This is a genomic window from Vibrio sp. 1402, assembly GCF_033340275.1.
Map to the genome: position 1 here is coordinate 1 of NZ_JAWOWE010000014.1, position 20235 is coordinate 20235.

Consider the following 20235-nt stretch of genomic DNA (forward strand, 5'->3'; position numbering starts at 1 on the left):
AGCGTTCAATCTGAGCCATGATCAAACTCTTCAATTTAAGATTTTGTTCGGCTCAATGAATACTGAACATTACATAAAGTAATGTTTGAATTGACTGTGCTCTTATTGGTTTTTACTTTTGAAAAAGTAAAACAAAACAGCTCAAGGCTGCTTCCCAATTCAAATGGTCACTTCGTTTCATTGAAACCTAATTTGATACCGAGGTATCTAATTGGATTATCATCAACGAGTGCCCACACAGATTGATAGGTCTATATTGTTAAAGAGCTTGCTTTGCGAGAAGTTTTTCTCTCAAAGCGGAGGTGCATTCTAGCGATTTAGTTGTTAGTGTCAAACACTTTTTTAAACTAATTTTTTGTAGAAGCTTTTTACCTCTTCGACCCTGCTAAAGCCTTGTGGCGTCTGCCGTGTCGATGGATGCGCATTATAGGGAGAAGATTTTCTTTGGCAATACTAAAAATGCATTTTTTCTAAAAAAACATGCCAAATGGATACTTTCCATCCAACCCTAAAATTACCCAGAAATAACACTCAGGATTTATACAATTTACCCACAAAAAGCTGTGGATAACTACTCATCACTATCAAAGAAATAAGAAATACGCGAACGCGGATTTAGATACTCTTTTACTTTATCCGGTAATTTTGACGGATGAATCGCGTTAACTATCTTTATATCTTTTGAGGCAAGATCAATGATTGGCGCTTGCGTCCTTGGTACTGATGGATCGTAAACCAAGACATTCGGGAATAATAAATGCGATGCATTCACTGAGATAACCAGGCCGACCATATTATTAGAAAGCTGAACTACGGTACCCGGAGGAAACACGCCCATAAACTTAATTAGGATGTTCAGGTTCTCTTCTTTATATAGGTGTTTACAGTTCTTATATAAATGAGAGAGTGCGGTATAAGGAATCTTTTGATCTGAGACTATCGGTGTATGACACAAGTTATCAAACGCATTGGCTACAGCAATAATTTGAGCAAACTCGTTGATCTCATCTCCTTTCAGGCCTTTAGGATAACCAGACCCATCTCTTAGCTCATGGTGCTGCGCGATCACAATTCTCGCGACTTCGGGAAAAGCCTCGATTTGACTCGCAAGATCGACGCCATATTTAGTGTGCAACTTTAAGTAGTTGGTTTCTGGCTCTGTTAGAGGTAGTTGCTTTCTTAATATTGCAGTCGGGATTTTTATTTTCCCGATATCATGGAATAGTGCGGAGAAGGAAAGCTCTTTCAACTGTGCTGCTGAGTACCCTTTAGCACGGCCAATCATCATCGAGATAACAGCCACGTTCAATGAGTGGAAATAAATATCTTCAAACTCATTTTTTCCGTTCATCAGATGTAACGTAACATTATCATCGCACATTAACTTCTCGACGATATCTTCAATAAGAAGCTTTGCTTCATCAACTGCTGCTGTCGGACGGTTACGGATTTTAGTCATGACTGAACGCATACGTGCCAGAGAGCGCTCAAACTCTTTTTCACACTGAATCACGCGTCGACGGTATGCACTTAACTTTTCTATGCGGTTCTGTTTTTCTTGCCACATTTTTTGAGTTTCATGATCTAACGACGCTTCATTTGTTACTCTGTCAGCTTGTCTTTGATCAACAGGGAGTGGAACGGCATCGCTTTGCTCTGGATTAAAGTAAACGAACTTTACGCCGAGGTGGCGGATCATCTCGACTTGCTCTTGGTCTTTAATCTTAAAGCTATTGAGTAGAAAGGGGTGATCGTTCCACTTTAGCGGAAGACGGATATGTAATCCGGGTTGAATACGATCGACCGTTAGTTTAATGGCTGCCACTTATTCACTACTGATTTATATTTCTTAAGAGAGTTAGAATACTAGTAAATTTTGTGAATAAATTCATCAGTAACTAGCAAAACATCAAACCGTTATTTCTAAGCGACTCACTTAATTAGATAGAAGTAAGCTACTTTAAGGAGCGATCTGCTTTGCGTATTTTAAGCTTGGCCTCGAACACTGGCTTGTCTATTACTTCTTGCTCTTTGACTAGCCCCATTAACGTTTGTACCGCTACACGGGCCATGTCACTGATAGGAAAGTGCACTGCTGATACTGTAGGGTAAAGACTTTCACAAAGATCAACACTGTCAAAGCTAGTTAATGAGATTTGCTCTGGTACAGAAATACTGTGCTCGTGTAAGTACTGCATTGCGCCAACCGTCATTTCTTCACTGCACGAAAAGACAGCCGTCACATCAGGGTGTCGTTGTAAAATTGCAGCCATTGCATCATAACCACTTTGCCGACCATAATTCCCTTCTTCACACCAGCTTTCATCAATATCTATACCAGCATCCTTCATTGCATCAATATACCCAAGCTTTCTCAATACACTGTTATGACGTTGGGATGGACCGGTAATACAAGCAATCTTTCGATGACCACCAGCTAAAAGGTGCTCAACGGCAATACGGCTTGCATGATGATGGTTAAAGGTAACACAACGCTCTTCTATTCCTTCCACGTAGCGATCCAGGAGAACGAAAGGTGTTGGTTGTTTAGCTAATTCACGTAAGTCATCATCTGACAAATAACGACTATGAAGTACATAGCCGTCACAACGTAAATCATTAAAACGCTGAATTGCCTCTTTTTCACCTTGTGCAGAATGATGGCCTTGAGCTGTAATCAAAAACTTCTTATGAATATCCAGCTCGGTTTGAACCTGCTCCATCATCTCGCCAAAGAAGCCCCCCGTATAGTAAGTCACCAATAACCCAACCATATTACTGGATGAGGTTGCGAGTGAACGAGCAATTGCACTGGGACGATAATTCAGTTGCGCCATAGCTTGCTCTACTTTTTTTCGAGTTTCTTCGCGAAACTTCCCCTCCCCATTAATGATTCGAGAAACGGTAGAGCGATTTACACCGGCGAGTTCGGCGACATCTTTAATCCTTGCCATAATGCTATTGGGTCCAACTGCAATTGTTATTAAATATCCGTTTGTGTAGAACGGCTGCCAGCAATTCGTAAGGTGCTTATAGGGGGCGAAGCTGGCAGCCTTTAATCATACACCGACCATTTGATTGGTAGAAACGAGCTCAGAGTAATCCGTGACAGCTATACCATGATGAGCTAACTGTTCTTTTAAAATGGGAGAGGTAAGAACTTGTAACTCTAGCTCTCGCTGAAGCGCATAGCCACTCTTTAAGATAAGCGCCTGATCGGCCTCTGCCGGGTGGCACATCACCTCAACCAAGTCATAGTCAGCTTTTAAGCTCAATAAATGTGTCATTAAACCATCCAAGCTCACTTTTTGGTCATAAAACTCATCAGTAAAGATATACCTGATTGTCATCGATTCTTGACACAAGCCAGTGCCCCGCAGTGGCACTCGGTATTCATTCGCTACTTCTTTAATAACGGGCAAAATTTGAGGGTGAGTATGCGCGTGATGATGGCTATCTAAGTGGCTTAGCTCTAACCCAAGCGATAAAAAATGTTCCACCTGAGCTTTTGCTTCATCATAAACGACCTGAGTTTCGAAGTCCTGCTTACTCCAAAGTTCGTCATAGTTGATAAAGTGCGATCGGCCGTTGGTCAAGTTAGGATGCTTCGTTATAGGCACACCTGCTGTAAACCTAAGATGAACGCCAGTTTTCAAGTCTGGATTATGGCGAGCTAGTTCTAAGGCATGTTGCTCAGCATCCATACCCACCATCATGGTGGTTGAATGAACCACACCTTGCTGATGAGCTTTAACGATGCCGCTATTTACACCTCTCGTTAAACCAAAATCATCAGCATTAAAAATGACTTTCATCGGCGCCCTTCCTTAGTTTTACAACGTCGTTAGTTTAAATTGAGGTAAATACGGAGCGTTCACCGCCAGAATATCATCCAGGATTGACTTGGCGCGGCCAATGTCAGGCACCAATGGGTTATTGGTTAATGCCATAAGCGCCTTGTTATAATTACCTTCGACAGCAGCTTCTATTGTTAGCTGCTCATACGCTTTAACTTGATGGAGTAATCCTTTGATATTGTTTGACAACTCGCCAACCGCAAGAGGTTTCGCCCCCCAGCTACCAATCACGGCACTACATTCAATCACAGCATCGTCAGGTAGGCCGTTGATCGCTCCATTATTTAAAACGTTAACAACATGAATACTATTACGATTGTTATAAATTGAATCAACTAGGTTCAGTGATGCATCAGAATAATAAGCACCACCCCGCTCCTCTAACTCTTTCGGCTTATGATCGAGGGTAGGATCTTGATAGAGCTTAAATAGCGCATTTTCTGTTTCCATTACCTGCTCAGCACGAGTGCCTTTTTCATCGGCACTTTGTTTCTCTTCAGCAAGCATGGCATCAGTTTGATAGAAGTAGCGATGATAAGGACATGGTATCGCCCCCAGTGCTTTTAGAAATGCCGGATCCCACGGTTCTTCCCAGATATTCTTCATACTGAAGTTGGCACCATCACCGACTTTCTCTAATACCGTTTGAGTAATATCTTCCCCATTGAGCCATGCTTTGTGTACCCACACGAGATGGTTTAACCCAGCAAACTCAAGTTGTAGCTCTTTTGGCTCGCACTCCATCATTTCTGCAATCATCATTTCCATTGAAACGGGCACATTGCATAAACCAATACTCTTTACTTTGGTGTACTTACTGACCGCTTCGGAAACTAAACCCGCTGGGTTGGTGAAATTGAGCATCCATGCGTTTGGAGCCAACTCTTCAATGTCTTTACAGATATCAAGAATGACCGGAATGGTTCGCAGTGCTTTAGCAAAACCACCAGGGCCCGTTGTTTCTTGGCCGATGACGTCGTACTTGATTGGGATTCGCTCATCGTTAGCGCGTGCAGCAAGGCCACCAACACGAAACTGCGTCATCACAAAATCTGCATCTTTTATCGCAGCACGGCGATCGAAACCGGCTTTTATCTCAATTTTTGCGCCGGCTTTATCGACCATTCGCTGAGCCAATCCTTTGATGATCTCAAGCTTCTCAGCTCCTGACTCAATGTCCACAAAATGAATCTTCTTAACGGGTAAATATTCTAAGCGCTTAATAACCCCTTCAACCAATTCCGGGGTATAGCTACTACCACCGCCAATAATGGCAAGTTTGATCGCCTCTCTAGACATTTTCATCCCCCTTTATTTGTTCGAGATTTTTTTGTTCAGTGCGACGATTTCTACAGCCATCTCTTGAGCCAAAATCGTAGTCATTAGGTGATCTTGAGCATGCACCATCACTAACGTCATCGGGACTTTCCCTTCTCCCTGATCTTCTTCAATAAGCTGAGTCTGTATTAAGTGGGCTTTATTAATACACTCTCTTGCTTGAGAGAGCTTCTCATCAGCCGCTTCAAAATCTTGTTCTCGAGATAAACGCAATGCCTCGTAGCTTAAACTTCTGGCTTCACCAGCATTGCAAATGATCTCCATTACAACCAATTCTTGTTCCATCATTTTCTCTCCGAAAATCGGGCCGCGGTAATTGCGGCCCATTAAGCACAGTTAAGCAGTAACGCCTTCGCCTGACGGCTGCGTGTCACCTTTAGTTTCCTTCGTCGTTGGTAGTTCTTGCTCCAACATTTGCTTCTCAAACATTTTGAAGAATGGGAAGTAGATGATTAGATCAAGAATTAATAAACCAATGACGAGCAATACTGGCGCAAAGGTCCAACCGCTACCCCACGAAGCACCTATCAGTGCCGGTGTTGTCCAAGGTGTTGTAGCGACACCCATACCCACAAAGCCGACATGCACAGCAAAGTACGCAATCGTAGCGTTGATGACTGGAGCGAAGACGAACGGGATAAACAAGGTCGGGTTCATCACAACTGGGCTACCGAAGATCACAGGTTCGTTGATTTGGAAAAAGCCAGGCACCGCACTCATTCGACCAATGCTCTTAAGGTGAACAGAACGGCTAAACGACATCAGCATAACAAGAGCAAGTGTTGCACCAGAGCCGCCAATAAAGATGTAAAAATCCCAGAACGGTTGAGTAAATACGTTTGGAATCGGTTCACCTGCAACAAAGGCTTCAATGTTGGCACCAATGTTGGTCAAAAAGATTGGAGAAAGCAGTCCAACAACAATTGCAGCACCATGAATACCCGCAAACCAAAGTAGCTGGCAAAGCAATAAAGCGCCAATAATGGCAGGCAATGAGTTAGACGCACTAATTAGCGGTTTAAAGATAGCCATAACAGCGTCTGGAATCAGCATGTCGTACTGGGTTTGTACGAAAAGGCTAAGTGGATATAAGGTAATGAATATCGCTAAGACTGGTAGCAATACTTCAAATGATCGCGCAATCGCCGGTGGCACCTGCTCTGGCATGCGAATCGTAATATTGTGCTTTTTCATAAAACGGTAGAGCTCCACCGAGAAAAATGCACACATCACTGCGGTGAAGATCCCGGTTCCGCCCATGTGAGACATAGACAACGCGCCATCTTTAGCTGGGGCCGCAATGAGTAAAAAAGACATTAGTGACAATACAGCACTCGTGATCCCATCCATCTTGTAAGCCTTCGCTAAACTATAAGCAACGCCCAGCGAAACAAAAATGGTCATGATCCCCATCGACATGTTGTAGGGCATCATTATGGTATCAAAATGTGTAGTGGCGAAATCGAGCCAAATTCGACCAAAAGTAAAGGTTGTATCTTCGGCAAATGGGGGGAATGCAAAAATCAAAATGAAACTACCGACAATAATAAACGGCATTGCGACAATAAAACCGTCTCTCATTGCGCGAACATGGGGCTGATTCCCCACTTTAGCTGCTATAGGGGCTATATGCTTTTCGACTGCGCCTATAATTGCGTCATAAAGCTTCATAGAATCCATCCTTATTTTAGGCAAAAGAATCCCGCATCAAATATTTATATTTGATGTACAGTTATCTTTTTAATTTAAAACTATAGTTTAGTTAATTAATTCTAATGCTTGCTCTAGTACTTCTTCTCCCTTCATCATTCCATAATGCTGAGGAGAAATAGCATCAATGTTTTTACCATGCTCTTGCGCCGTTTTTCTTAGCTCTTCTAGCTGAAAACGTACTTGAGGCCCGAGAAGACAAACATCGTACTCTTTAATTGCATCTTCAAACGCATTCACTGACATTGCATCAATTTTGCACTCAATTCCTTTATTTTCAGCAGCTTGCTCCATTTTCTTAACAAGCATACTGGTGGACATCCCTGCGCTACAGCATAAAAGGATCTTTTTCATAGCCTTACTCCCGTTGTGTAAATTTCAACCTGTAAAAACTGTAGCAAAAATAACCAAGACAAAAAAGCGCAACCGGTTGCATTATTCGTGAACACAATCCCAATTTAGAAAATACCACCTATTTTTTTGTAATTATTTAGGTCTAGGATAAAAGTCATAAAATAATTTAAGACATCACATTAAGTTTCAAATTATCAATATTTTACTACTGACAACGTCGTTATTAATTTCTTAAAAGGAATAGAGAATGAAATTTAATAAATTGGCTATTGCAACGCTTGTAAGTGCCGCACTATCACAACACTCATTTGCTCAAACCGACTCTAAAGGCACCATTTATCTAACGTTTGATGATGGACCAATCAATGCATCTATTGACGTTATTCAAGTACTTAACCAGGAAGATATCAAAGCGACGTTTTACTTTAATGCTTGGCATTTAGATGGAATTGGTGATGAAAATGAAGACCGTTCCCTAGAAGCCTTAAAGCTCGCATTAGACACTGGTCATATTGTTGCGAACCACAGTTACGATCACATGGTGCACAACTGCGTGGATGAGTTTGGACCGAACAGTGCTGCGGAGTGTAATGCGACCGGGGACCACCAGCTTAACTCGTATCAAGACCCTGTTTACGATGCCTCAATGTTTACGGAAAACTTATCTGTGTTAGCAAAGTATTTGCCGAACATTACAAGCTACCCGAACTACAAGGCAACAGAGTTTGCTAGACTGCCCTACACCAACGGTTGGCGCGTGACGAAAGACTTCAAAGCAGATGGGTTATGTGCCACGTCTGATGACCTGAAACCTTGGGAACCAGGATATGTATGCGATACATCCAACCCATCCAACAGTGTAAAAGCAGCTATCGAGGTTCAAAATATCCTAGCGAATAACGGCTATCAAACTCACGGTTGGGATGTGGACTGGGCACCCGAAAATTGGGGCATTGAAATGCCAGCAAACAGCCTTACAGAAGCAGAAGCATTTCTTGGATATGTGGATTCCGCGTTAAACACTTGTGCACCAACAACGATTAACCCGATCAACTCCAAAGCTCAAGAGTTCCCATGTGGTACACCTTTACACGCAGATAAAGTTATCGTATTAACTCACGAGTTCCTATTTGAAGATGGTAAGCGTGGCATGGGGGCAACGCAAAACCTACCTAAGCTCGCTAAGTTTATACAGTTAGCAAAACAAGCGGGTTATGACTTCGACACAATGGATAACTACACACCGAACTGGCAAGTTGGTCATAACTACGACGCTGGCGATTACGTCTTACACCTAGGTACTGTATACCAGGCTGTAACAAACCATACTGCGCAACAAGATTGGGCACCGTCTCTAACCTCTAGCCTTTGGACAAATGCAGACCCAGCCACTAACTGGACTCAGAATGTTTCCTATAAACAAGGTGATGTGGTGACTTATCAAGGTTTGCGTTATCTAGTTGATGTACCGCACGTGTCCCAAGCAGACTGGACTCCGAACACTCAAAATACCTTGTTCACAGCTCTATAGGCTGTTCCTACTATCACCATGTAGTAGTTTGCGCGAGGCATACCCCTCGCGCTTTTTTTGTTTTGAAGATCCAGATACAACAAAGCCCCGACTTTCATCGAGGCTCTGTCTTAAAATATGGTACCGGTGGACGGAGTTGATTGGACTGGCATTCCTGCCGCCACCGCGAAGGCAACGCTAACTTTCTTTTGATATTTACGAACACCTAAAACGACGAAAGGCCGCTATAAAAGCGACCTTTCTAATATGGTACCGGTGGGCGGACTTGAACCGCCACGCCCGAAGGCAACGGATTTTGAATCCGTCGTGTATACCAATTTCACCACACCGGCATCTTTGGGCTATTGCCCTTTGATGGTTGGCATTATACGTAAGCTTTTGACCTGCGCAAGCAGAAATACCTTAAATAACTATCGTTTGCTGATAATTTCGCCACAAAGTGTGACAAAGCTGTACTCATAAGAAACGTACGCTCCATTTTCTACTACTCTTCCAGATGAAAGTGAGTATACGAAACTCTTTTTAAATTCTATTCACTGTAATATCAGAAACATAACCATTCCCAATGCTCGACAACGCATTATGGAGCATCTCTGCGGCATCTTCTGCTTGCATGAAGTGACTCGTGTCCATCGTATTGCCGCTTGTTTTCCAGAATTCCGTATCCATTCCACCAGGATAAACCGCGATAATTTTCATAGGTTTTCCTTTTAGCTCCAAACGAACCGACTCAATTAATCCTTTGACGGCCCATTTCACTGCACAATACGTAGACTCTTGCGCTTTAGGTTGTTGCGCGGCTGTGGACATGATCATGACCACTTTTATTGGATGATCTTTGTAACGCTTTACTAACTCTCTTAACACATGAATCGCAGAATTCAGGTTGTTATCAATCAACTTTTGAATCTCTTCCGGCTCCTGCTCTTCCAGTAAGCCAAAATAACCACTTCCTGCACTATGAATGACCATTTCAGGAGGCTGTTTCATCCCATCAAAGAGCTGTTTCACACCTTGATGTAATGAGAGGTTGCAAGCTTGATAGCCGACGTTATGAGAGAGTTGTTTTGCTAGTGCGGATAGTTTTTCTGTATTTCTTCCTATTACATACGTCTCTTTGCCTTCCGCATCATAACGCTTTGCTAGTTCCGCCCCTAAGCCGCTACTTGCACCTGTAATTACAATCATGCGCTACCTCTTTTCAATCACATACTTTTAATTCATCTATCAATTAAGGTAACAGAATCGTGGTAATTCACACCTCAAGAGCACCATTCTTTGAAGCAAGCAGCTTTCTTACTTTCGTGATGCATGAAATATCAAGCAGAACGACGGGCATTTAACCTATGCTTAAGCAAGAATAACTTTCTGAATTTTCTATCGACTTTCTAGTGAGAACTGAATAGGAGCAAAGAATGACTGGGTCAAAATGGCAGTGGTTACTGAAACAGATGACACGAAAACTGTGGGTCCGGACGTCACTCTACGCATTACTAGCTGTTGCTACCGCCTTAATGTCGATTGTTTTAAACCAGTTCATTACTCTGCCCCCTGCCATCAACGTCAGCAAGGATTTGTTGAACAACATATTAAATATCCTCGCAACCTCCATGCTTGCAGTGACTACATTCTCTCTCAATATTATGGTCTCAGCATACAGTGCCGCTAGTGCGGGGGTAACGCCACGAGCGACAAAACTGTTGATGGAAGACAGCACAACACAAAATGCCTTAGCAACCTTTCTTGGCTCTTTTCTATTTAGTTTGGTAGGAATTATCGCGCTAGGTATTGGGGCCTATCATCAACAAGCACAAATTTATCTGTTCATCGTAACTATCGCCGTAATCGTGATGATCATACTCACTCTGCTACGTTGGATTCAGCACCTTTCCGTACTAGGAAGGGTCAGTGAAACCACTTCATACGTGGAGCAAGCCTTGTTAGATGCGATAAGAAAACGGGGCAAAGAGCGTTGGCTAGGTGCTCACCCGTGGAGCCACCCAGAACATAAACCCAGAGGAAGTAAACCTATTTTGAGCCAAGAAATTGGCTACTTACAGCATGTTGATATGCATCATCTCGATAGTATTGCTGAAGCAAACCAATGCACCATCTACCTTGAGCGACAACCGGGAAGTTTTGTGTACGTAGGTCAACCATTGGCTTGGGTTTGTGGAGAATTGCCAGACGAAAGCGAAGTAACGGCAGCCTTCACGATTCGAACGGAGCGTTCATATGATCAGGACCCTCGCTTTGGTTTAGTCGTTATGGCGGAAATCGCCTCACGAGCACTATCTCCGGCTGTAAATGATAATGGCACCGCAATTGACGTTCTTGGGCGTTCTGTACGAGCACTTTCATTATGGGGAGACCTACTCAGTGAGCCTCCTACCAAAACTCGATATCCTAGACTATTTGTGCCCGCATTGAGCTGCCAGGATTTGTTTGATGATGTCTTTTTGCCGATAGCACACGATGGTGCAGCGCAACTCCAAATACAGATTCGCCTACAAAAGGCCTTGCTAGCTCTCTCTAGTATGCACCCTAAGTTATTTTTGTCACCAGCAATCAAGCTGTCAGAAAAAGCTTTAGAGCTTTCGTTAAGCCAACATTATACCGAAGATGAGAAACACCAACTCTCTCAGCTATCTAATCTGGTCACAGACCAAAGAGCCAATGGTTAAGAGAGTCGAATTCAGTTGAAACATATTGCTGCACGGCCTCGTGTATCATGACATGTGCTGATAACGTAGGGCAGAAAAGTCACTTAGTTTATACACAATTAAAGACTCTGTGCGTTAGGTCTCTTTTCTCTTGGTGAGGGAATCTATATTCTGACGCACAATTTTTAAGGTAAGTGATGGAATAATGGCAACGTCTACAACTCTTCCACCTGCTGGTCTCTTTCGTCGACTTGCAGCGTTGATTTACGACACATTGATTATTATCGCAATTGAAATGATGGCCGCTGGTATTGTTATGGCCGTTGTGTTTGCACTAAATGCAGCAGGATTGTTGAGCTATGGCGAGTACGCAGATGCCGCAGATATGCTCGGAAAGCACCCTGTATTGAGCCCTCTATTTACACTTTATCTTGCGGGTGTGTGGATATATTTCTTTGTGTTCTTCTGGACGCGAGCAGGACAAACTCTTGGGATGCGCGCTTGGAAGCTTCGAGTTCGCAATGCCAAAGACGGTGCACCAATTACGGTAACTCAAGCTCTGATTCGTATTTCGACATCTGGCTTTGGCTTGGCAAATCTGACTGTACCGATTGATCCGAAGAAACGTGGTTTCCACGACATTTGGGCCAAAACAGAGGTAGTTGTATTACCCAAGGCAAACTAACTTGTCTAGGAACACAAAAAAGGAAGGCGAAATGCCTTCCTTTTACATTTGGTTCGGTAAAACTTGGTTTATTCGATGATGCTTCAGTCATAGCTTTCTTCGTAGCAATGCAATCGCAATAGCTAAGAACACCAAACTCGGGGCCAAAGCACCAAACACTGGGGATATGCCATACACCAAGCTTAATGGGCCAAAGAACTCACTGGATATGTAAAAAGTAAACCCGGCAACCACGCCCGACAATACCCTTGCCCCCATGGTCACGCTTCTGAGTGGACCGAAAACAAAAGATAGCGCCATTAACATCATCACAGCAATTGAAAGCGGCTGAGTCAACTTACGCCAAAACGCCAACTCATAGCGAGATGCATCTTGTTCCGATGCTTTTAGGTAAGTCACATAATCATACAAACCGCTCAGCGACAGTTCTTCTGGCTTCACGGTCACCACAGCTAACTTATCTGGTGCCAAAGAGGTGTGCCACTCCATCTGTTCGATGTCTTGCTTTGAAATTACGTTTTCATTTTCCATGTCCGTAATTTGTACGTAGCGCATCAGCCAGTTGTTATCTTGTTGGTAGTCGACTTCTTCGGCGAAAATAACTTTTTGTAGATTCTTATCATCATCAAAACGCCACATATTTAAAGCATGAAGCTTGTCGTCTTCGACTTTACCTATAAAGATAAAGTCGTTTGCGTCACGAGCCCACACACCTGAGCGCACAGACACAATGCTACCACCTGATATCGCAAACGCACGTAAGTCACGGGCCATCTTCTGGGCCTCAGGAGCGCCCCATTGACCTAACGCCATAACGACAATCATGAGCGGGACGGCCGTTTTTAGTACCGATAACCCGATATCCAGCTTAGAGAAACCAGCAGCTTGCATCACCACCAGCTCAGAGCTTGAAGCCAACATACCTAAGCCGATCAGGGCACCGAGTAATGCCGCCATTGGAAAGAACATTTCGATATCACGCGGCACACTGAGTAACACAAAGTACAACGCATGAGTGAGGTCGTACACACCTCGCCCTACTTTACGTAGCTGTTCTACATATTTGATGATGCCCGATAAGCCAACAAACGTCGCTAAAACCAAGGCAGTGGTAGAGATGATGGTTCTACCGATGTAAAGGTCTAAGATTTTGAACACAGCTTACGCGAGCCTCTTCTTGCGGAATTTGTCTTTTATTCGTCTAGCAGCAACGCTGTCCATCATATTCGCCATGATAGCAACAATCAGCAACATCGCATTGATTGGCCACATACCAATAGCAGCCGGGATGTCACCATCTTCTAATGCAGATTTGGTTGCACTGATCGCCAAGAAATACGCTAGATAGATCAGAATCGCAGGCCCCATTTTGGCAAACCGTCCCTGACGCGGATTCACCGCAGACAAAGGAATAACGAGCATTGTTAAGAGTGGAATACACACAAATAACGAAATTCGCCATTGTAGCTCCGCTTGCGCCTCTGGATCTGGGTGACCTATCAAGTCAACCGTTGGGTATGCTTCCCAGTCTCGCCCTTTCTTTTTGACCTCACGTTGGCCGATAACACCTTCGTATTCATCGAATTTCGTGATCATATATTCAACGCGAGTAGGCACACCTTCATAACGCGTACCTTCTTTCATAGTGATGATCTGACGACCGTCCGAAAGCTCTTTTACTTCACCAGAAGATGAGAACATCACACTCGGTAACACTGAATCTCGAGGGCGCATCTGCGCAACAAAAACGTTGCTCAAGGTATTGTCTTTAATGTCATCGATGAACACAACCGATGAACCGTCTGGTGTACCTTGGAACTGACCTTTTTTAAGTAGGTCAACGCTGTTTTCTGACGCTACCTGCTCATAAAGCTGCTCAACGCGGTCTTGAGACCACGGCGATAGCCACAACGCATTGAAAGCCGCCACCGCTGAAGTAATCAACGCTAGGTATAAGGCCGCTTGAACCAAGAATTTATTACCAATACCTGTCGCGTTCATTACGACAATTTCGCTCTCTGCATACAGACGACCAAATGTGATCAATATGCCGATATACAGACTTAAAGGCAGCATTAACAGACCCATTGCTGGCATGTTCAAACCAACAATCGAGAAAATCAATCCAGCAGGAATATCCCCATCAGAAGCATCAGCAAGAACACTTATGAATTTCTGGCTTACAAACACCAAAAAAAGTACGAAAAAAATCGCAAATTGGCTCTTGAGTGTTTCGCGGATCAAATATCTAACAATAATCACGCTGAAATTACCTATACAAAACTTGTTTTTTTGGTCGAATCACTATAGTTTCCCGTTGAACCATTTATTTTTTTAAAAATTATAAACTAGATGTTAGTCGCTTAATCAGCTCTGCATGTAAGCCTGGAGCTAAAATTCAACAAGTAAGCGATCATTATCTAACATTTAGAGCAATTTGTCTTCAGGATGTAGGAGTACGCATGGAGTTCAGTGTAAAAAGTGGCAGTCCAGAGAAACAACGTAGCGCATGTATCGTTGTTGGTGTGTTTGAACCACGTCGCCTTTCTCCAGTAGCCGAACAACTTGATAAAATCAGTGACGGTTACATCAGTTCACTACTTCGCCGTGGTGATCTAGAGGGTAAACCTGGTCAGATGCTGCTACTGCATCAAGTACCAGGTGTTTTGTCAGAGCGCGTTTTACTTGTCGGTTGCGGCAAAGAGCGTGAACTTGGCGAGCGCCAGTACAAGGAAATCATTCAAAAGACGATCAGCACACTTAACGAGACAGGCTCAATGGAAGCGGTATGTTTCCTAACTGAACTGCATGTTAAGGGTCGTGATACATACTGGAAAGTGCGCCAGGCTGTAGAAGCGACTAAAGATGGTCTATACACATTTAATCAATTCAAGAGCGTGAAACCTGAGACTCGCCGCCCACTGCGCAAGCTTGTTTTCAACGTACCAACGCGTCGTGAATTGAACTTGGGTGAAAAAGCAATCACTCATGGTCTTGCTATCGCATCAGGTGTCAAAGCCTCAAAAGACCTTGGCAACATGCCGCCAAACGTAGCTAATCCAGCTTACCTTGCTTCTCAAGCTCGTCGTCTAGCGGACGACTACGAAACCGTAACCACCAAAATTATTGGTGAGCAAGAGATGGAAAAACTGGGTATGACCTCTTACCTAGCAGTAGGCCGTGGTTCTAAAAACGAATCTATGATGTCTATCATCGAGTACAAAGGTAACCCTGACTCAGATGCAAAACCGATTGTGCTCGTAGGTAAAGGTCTAACCTTCGACTCAGGCGGTATCTCTCTAAAGCCGGGCGAAGGTATGGATGAGATGAAGTACGACATGTGTGGTGCGGCATCGGTATTCGGTACAATGAAAGCGCTGGCGAAGCTAAACCTACCAATCAACGTTATTGGTGTTCTAGCGGGTTGTGAAAACATGCCTGGCAGCAACGCTTACCGTCCAGGTGACATCCTAACGACCATGTCTGGTCAAACTGTAGAAGTTCTGAACACGGATGCTGAAGGCCGTCTTGTTCTTTGTGACGCACTGACTTACGTAGAGCGTTTCGAACCAGACTGCGTGGTTGACGTTGCAACGCTAACTGGTGCTTGTGTTATCGCACTAGGCCACCATATCAGCGGCGTAATCTCTAACCACAACCCTCTTTCTCATGAGCTAGTAAACGCTTCTGAGCAAGCGAGTGACCGTGCATGGCGTCTACCAATGGCAGACGAGTACCACGAACAGTTGAAAAGCCCGTTTGCGGATATGGCAAACATTGGTGGTCGCCCTGGTGGCACAATTACTGCGGGTTGCTTCTTATCTAAGTTCGCGAAGAAGTACAACTGGGCACACGTCGATATCGCAGGTACCGCGTGGAAATCAGGCGCAGCGAAAGGCTCAACGGGCCGTCCTGTCTCAATGCTTGTCCAATTCCTTTTGAACCGCAGCGGCCAAGAGACAGAAGAGTAATTTCTGAACAACATCTAAAAGGGCCGCAAGGCCCTTTTTTATTATCCTAATTTTCTAAAATGAAAGTGGGACTTAAGATGGTCTTAGGAAGAGACCCAAGGCAAGTGAGAGAATGATGCAAACTGCAACCTTCTACATCATTAACGAAGAGAGCCCGCAAGCAACGGTGGCTGGCTTTGAAGAATACATCGTGTTTTTGGCTCAGCACTTTGCTCGCCAAGGCGCTAAAGTGTATTTAAACTGCCAAGACAAACCACACGCCGAGCAGCTCGCTGAAGCCTTTTGGCAAGTTGATGCAGACAAGTTCATGGCACATAACCTCGTAGGCGAGGGACCGAAATACGCCACCAACATTGAAATCGGCCATGAAGGTGTAAAACCTAATTGGAACCGTCAGCTGGTAATTAATTTGGCGGAAAATGAGACAACCTTTGCGAACAAGTTTGCTCAAGTGGTAGACTTCGTGCCCTGCGAAGAAAAAGCTAAACAACTCGCAAGAGAAAGATATAAAATTTACCGTCAAGCAGGTTACCAGCTGCAAACGATCGAAATTCAATATCCTTAACGGTCAATCCTTATAGTTAAGGCGATCTTGTTAAGATCCCTCACTTATAAAGATTGACTAAGATTCAACCATCAACGTATCCATTAAAAGAGCGCTATGGAAAAGACATACAACCCAACTTCAATCGAACAAGCTCTGTATCAGACTTGGGAAGAGAAAGGCTACTTTAAGCCACACGGTGACACTACTAAAGAATCATACAGCATCATGATCCCGCCACCGAACGTCACTGGTAGCCTACACATGGGCCACGCGTTCCAAGATACGATCATGGATACGCTTATCCGTTGTGAACGTATGAAGGGTAAAAACACCCTTTGGCAAGTAGGTACTGACCACGCTGGTATCGCAACTCAGATGGTTGTTGAGCGTAAGATCGCTGCAGAAGAAGGCAAAACAAAACACGATTACGGTCGTGAAGCTTTCATCGACAAAATCTGGGAATGGAAAGGCGAATCTGGCGGCACTATCACTAAGCAGCTTCGTCGTCTTGGCGCATCTGTAGACTGGGATCGTGAACGCTTCACGATGGACGATGGTCTATCTAACGCCGTTCAAGAAGTGTTCGTACGTCTATACGAAGACGATCTAATCTACCGCGGTAAGCGTCTAGTTAACTGGGATCCAAAGCTACACACCGCGATTTCAGATCTAGAAGTAGAGAACAAAGACACTAAAGGCAACATGTGGCACTTCCGCTACCCACTAGCAGATGGCGCAAAAACAGCGGATGGCAAAGACTACATCGTTGTTGCAACGACTCGTCCAGAGACCGTGCTAGGCGATACAGGTGTTGCAGTTAACCCAGAAGATCCACGTTACAAAGATCTTATCGGTAAAGAAATCATCCTTCCTATCGTTGATCGTCGCATCCCAATCGTGGGCGATGAGCACGCAGATATGGAAAAAGGTACTGGCTGTGTGAAAATCACACCTGCGCACGACTTCAACGACTACGAAGTAGGTAAGCGCCACCAGCTACCAATGATCAACATTCTGACTTTCGACGCGAACATCCGCGACTCAGCAGAAGTATTCAACACTAACGGCGAAGCAAGCGAAGCTTACAGCACTGAACTACCAGCTAAATACCACGGTATGGAGCGTTTTGCCGCTCGTAAAGCTATCGTTGCTGAATTCGACGAGCTAGGTCTACTTGAAGAAGTGAAAGATCACGATCTACAAGTTCCTTACGGCGACCGTGGTGGCGTGGTTATCGAACCAATGCTAACTGACCAATGGTACGTGCGTACTGCGCCTCTAGCGAAAACTGCAGTTGAAGCAGTAGAAAACGGCGACATCCAATTCGTTCCTAAGCAATACGAAAACATGTACTTCTCTTGGATGCGTGACGTTCAAGACTGGTGTATCTCTCGTCAGCTATGGTGGGGTCACCGCATCCCAGCTTGGTACGACAACCAAGGTAATGTTTACGTAGGTCGCACTGAAGAAGAAGTTCGTAAGAACAACAACCTAGAGTCAGTCATTGAACTGCACCAAGACGAAGACGTACTGGATACATGGTTCTCTTCTGCACTATGGACGTTCGGTACTCAAGGTTGGCCAGAGCAAACTGACGATCTGAAAGTATTCCACCCTTCAGACGTACTAGTAACTGGTTTCGACATTATCTTCTTCTGGGTTGCGCGCATGATCATGATGACCATGCACTTCGTGAAAGACGAAAACGGCAAACCACAAGTACCATTTAAGACAGTTTACGTTACTGGTCTAATCCGTGACGAAAACGGCGACAAGATGTCTAAGTCGAAAGGTAACGTCCTTGATCCAATCGACATGATCGATGGTATCGACCTAGAGTCTCTCGTAGAGAAGCGTTGTGGCAACATGATGCAGCCTCAACTAGCGAAGAAGATCGAGAAGAACACTCGTAAGACGTTTGAAAACGGTATCGAAGCATACGGTACAGACGCACTGCGTTTCACTCTTGCAGCAATGGCATCGACAGGTCGTGATATCAACTGGGATATGAAGCGTCTTGAGGGTTACCGTAACTTCTGTAACAAGCTATGGAACGCAAGCCGTTACGTAATGATGAACACAGAAGAGCAAGATTGTGGCTTCAACGGTGGTGAGATTGAATACTCACTAGCAGACAAGTGGATCGAGTCTCAGTTTGAACTAGCAGCGAAAGCGTTCAACAACCATATCGACAACTTCCGTCTAGATATGGCTGCGAACACGCTTTACGAATTCATCTGGAACCAATTCTGTGACTGGTACCTAGAGCTTACTAAGCCAGTTCTATGGAAAGGTACTGAAGCACAACAGCGTGGTACTCGTCGTACATTAATCACGGTTCTTGAGAAGACTCTACGTCTAGCTCACCCAGTGATTCCTTACATCACTGAAACTATCTGGCAAAGCATCAAGCCATTAGTTGAAGGTGTAGAAGGCGAGACAATCATGCTACAAACACTTCCTCAATTCGACGAAGCAAACTTCAACCAAGAAGCGCTAGATGATATCGAATGGGTGAAGGCGTTCATTACCAGCATCCGTAACCTACGTGCTGAATACGACATCAACCCTGGTAAGCCGCTTGACGTTATGCTGAAAGCAGCAAATGCAGAAGATGCCTCTCGTCTAGAAGCAAGCAAGCAAGTACTGATGTCACTAGCGAAGCTAGAAGCAGTACGCGTGCTTGAAACTGGCGAACAAACTCCTGCATGTGCGACAGCACTGGTTGGTAAGTCTGAGTTGATGATCCCAATGGCAGGTCTGATCGACAAAGATGCTGAGCTTGCTCGTCTAGATGGCGAAATCAAGAAGACTCACGGCGAAATCAAGCGTATCGAAGGCAAACTAGGTAACGAAGGCTTCGTAGCGAAAGCACCTGAAGCAGTTGTTGCTAAAGAGCGTGAGAAGCTTGAAGGCTACAAAGAGACACTAGCTAAGCTAGAAGAGCAGAAGACAACGATCGCTGCGCTTTAAGCCTCAGTGAAAGAGAAGAATTAACACTTCTCACTTTTGGTTCAAAGGTTGGTCATCATGGCCAACCTTTTTTGTATACATTTCACCAAAACCATCATCAATAGCTTCCCCCTATCACAACAATACTCATTACCCATTAGCATTAATGAGAATTATTATCGATAATGAACTCATCGAAACAAACACGATTGAGTAATTATCATGAAAAAGACACTAACTTTCGCAGCACTGCATTTTACTATCGCATTTAGTGTCGCTTACGTACTCACAGGCGACATTCTAATTGGTAGTTTAATTGCCATGATTGAGCCTTCAGTGAACACCGTAGCCTTCTACTTTCATGAAAAGGCATGGGCAAAAGTCCCAGCACTTAAAGCTCGTCAGTGGATGACCAAATTAAAAACCGCAAGCTTTGCGACCGTGCACTTCAGCGTCGCTTTTACCGTGGTTTACTTACTAACAGGTGATGCATTTGTCGGCGGCGTAATGGCGATGCTAGAGCCGAGTTTGAACACGGTGGCTTACTACTTCCACGAGAAAGTATGGATGCGTAAATCATCAGAAAAAGCTCCAGCACCGCAGTTTTGTTTACATCACCACGCTTAA

Annotated in this window: 17 protein-coding genes and 1 tRNA gene; 7 read left to right on the forward strand and 11 right to left on the reverse strand. The window is 44.2% G+C overall.

Going from position 1 to position 20235, the window contains the following annotated elements; all coding sequences use genetic code 11:
- Positions 1 to 571: 571 nt before the first annotated feature.
- The 7 genes from R7044_RS20315 to R7044_RS20345 all read right to left on the reverse strand — a co-directional run bounded on the left by R7044_RS20315 (position 572) and on the right by R7044_RS20345 (position 7259).
- Positions 572 to 1825, reverse strand: a complete 1254-nt coding sequence (locus R7044_RS20315; protein WP_005381029.1) for an HD-GYP domain-containing protein — start codon at positions 1823 to 1825, stop codon at positions 572 to 574.
- A gap of 130 nt (positions 1826 to 1955) precedes the next feature.
- A complete protein-coding gene (locus tag R7044_RS20320; protein WP_033906218.1) occupies positions 1956 to 2954 on the reverse strand; it encodes a LacI family DNA-binding transcriptional regulator in 999 nt (332 codons plus the stop codon).
- A gap of 105 nt (positions 2955 to 3059) precedes the next feature.
- Positions 3060 to 3815: a chitin disaccharide deacetylase gene (gene chbG / locus R7044_RS20325; protein ID WP_033906217.1), complete on the reverse strand. Its 756-nt coding sequence runs from the start codon at positions 3813 to 3815 to the stop codon at positions 3060 to 3062.
- A gap of 18 nt (positions 3816 to 3833) precedes the next feature.
- A complete protein-coding gene (locus tag R7044_RS20330) occupies positions 3834 to 5156 on the reverse strand; it encodes a 6-phospho-beta-glucosidase (RefSeq protein WP_033906216.1) in 1323 nt (440 codons plus the stop codon).
- A 12-nt stretch (positions 5157 to 5168) separates the two neighbouring features.
- Positions 5169 to 5480, reverse strand: coding sequence for a PTS lactose/cellobiose transporter subunit IIA (locus R7044_RS20335; protein ID WP_031777269.1), 312 nt, complete (start codon positions 5478 to 5480; stop codon positions 5169 to 5171).
- 51 nt (positions 5481 to 5531) lie between these two features.
- Entirely contained in the window at positions 5532 to 6866 is a 1335-nt protein-coding gene (locus R7044_RS20340; protein WP_005381064.1) for a PTS sugar transporter subunit IIC, read from the reverse strand.
- 87 nt (positions 6867 to 6953) lie between these two features.
- Positions 6954 to 7259, reverse strand: coding sequence for a PTS sugar transporter subunit IIB (locus tag R7044_RS20345; protein WP_025767645.1), 306 nt, complete (start codon positions 7257 to 7259; stop codon positions 6954 to 6956).
- A gap of 247 nt (positions 7260 to 7506) precedes the next feature.
- Between R7044_RS20345 and R7044_RS20350 the strand changes: the two genes are divergently transcribed.
- Complete coding sequence (locus R7044_RS20350; RefSeq protein ID WP_033906214.1) at positions 7507 to 8790, forward strand: carbohydrate-binding protein; 1284 nt, start codon at positions 7507 to 7509, stop codon at positions 8788 to 8790.
- Positions 8791 to 9037: 247 nt separating this feature from the next.
- On the opposite strand, the gene R7044_RS20355 is transcribed toward R7044_RS20350, so the two are convergent.
- Together R7044_RS20355 and R7044_RS20360 are read right to left on the reverse strand one after the other, a co-directional pair.
- Positions 9038 to 9122, reverse strand: a tRNA-Leu gene (locus tag R7044_RS20355).
- Positions 9123 to 9312: 190 nt separating this feature from the next.
- A complete protein-coding gene (locus R7044_RS20360; RefSeq protein ID WP_033906213.1) occupies positions 9313 to 9978 on the reverse strand; it encodes an SDR family NAD(P)-dependent oxidoreductase in 666 nt (221 codons plus the stop codon).
- A gap of 227 nt (positions 9979 to 10205) precedes the next feature.
- On the opposite strand from R7044_RS20360, the gene R7044_RS20365 reads away from it, so the two are divergent.
- Entirely contained in the window at positions 10206 to 11474 is a 1269-nt protein-coding gene (locus tag R7044_RS20365; RefSeq protein WP_017636178.1) for a DUF2254 domain-containing protein, read from the forward strand.
- 184 nt (positions 11475 to 11658) lie between these two features.
- Positions 11659 to 12138 carry an RDD family protein gene (locus R7044_RS20370; protein WP_033906212.1) on the forward strand — a complete coding sequence of 160 codons (480 nt, stop codon included), beginning with the start codon at positions 11659 to 11661 and terminating at the stop codon, positions 12136 to 12138.
- Positions 12139 to 12225: 87 nt separating this feature from the next.
- On the opposite strand, the gene lptG is transcribed toward R7044_RS20370, so the two are convergent.
- Together lptG and lptF are read right to left on the reverse strand one after the other, a co-directional pair.
- Entirely contained in the window at positions 12226 to 13296 is a 1071-nt protein-coding gene (gene lptG, locus R7044_RS20375; RefSeq protein ID WP_033906211.1) for an LPS export ABC transporter permease LptG, read from the reverse strand.
- Positions 13297 to 13299: 3 nt separating this feature from the next.
- Entirely contained in the window at positions 13300 to 14400 is a 1101-nt protein-coding gene (gene lptF, locus R7044_RS20380) for an LPS export ABC transporter permease LptF (protein ID WP_005381072.1), read from the reverse strand.
- Between the two features lie 200 nt (positions 14401 to 14600).
- Here lptF and pepA point away from each other — a divergent pair, with 200 nt between their 5' ends.
- From pepA to R7044_RS20400, 4 genes are all read left to right on the forward strand, one after another.
- Complete coding sequence (gene pepA, locus R7044_RS20385) at positions 14601 to 16109, forward strand: leucyl aminopeptidase (RefSeq protein WP_005381073.1); 1509 nt, start codon at positions 14601 to 14603, stop codon at positions 16107 to 16109.
- A gap of 115 nt (positions 16110 to 16224) precedes the next feature.
- On the forward strand, positions 16225 to 16674 hold the full coding sequence (locus R7044_RS20390) for a DNA polymerase III subunit chi (RefSeq protein ID WP_031777270.1): 450 nt from the start codon (positions 16225 to 16227) through the stop codon (positions 16672 to 16674).
- A 96-nt stretch (positions 16675 to 16770) separates the two neighbouring features.
- Positions 16771 to 19629, forward strand: a complete 2859-nt coding sequence (locus R7044_RS20395) for a valine--tRNA ligase (RefSeq protein ID WP_064377290.1) — start codon at positions 16771 to 16773, stop codon at positions 19627 to 19629.
- A gap of 201 nt (positions 19630 to 19830) precedes the next feature.
- On the forward strand, positions 19831 to 20235 hold the full coding sequence (locus R7044_RS20400; protein WP_005381078.1) for a DUF2061 domain-containing protein: 405 nt from the start codon (positions 19831 to 19833) through the stop codon (positions 20233 to 20235).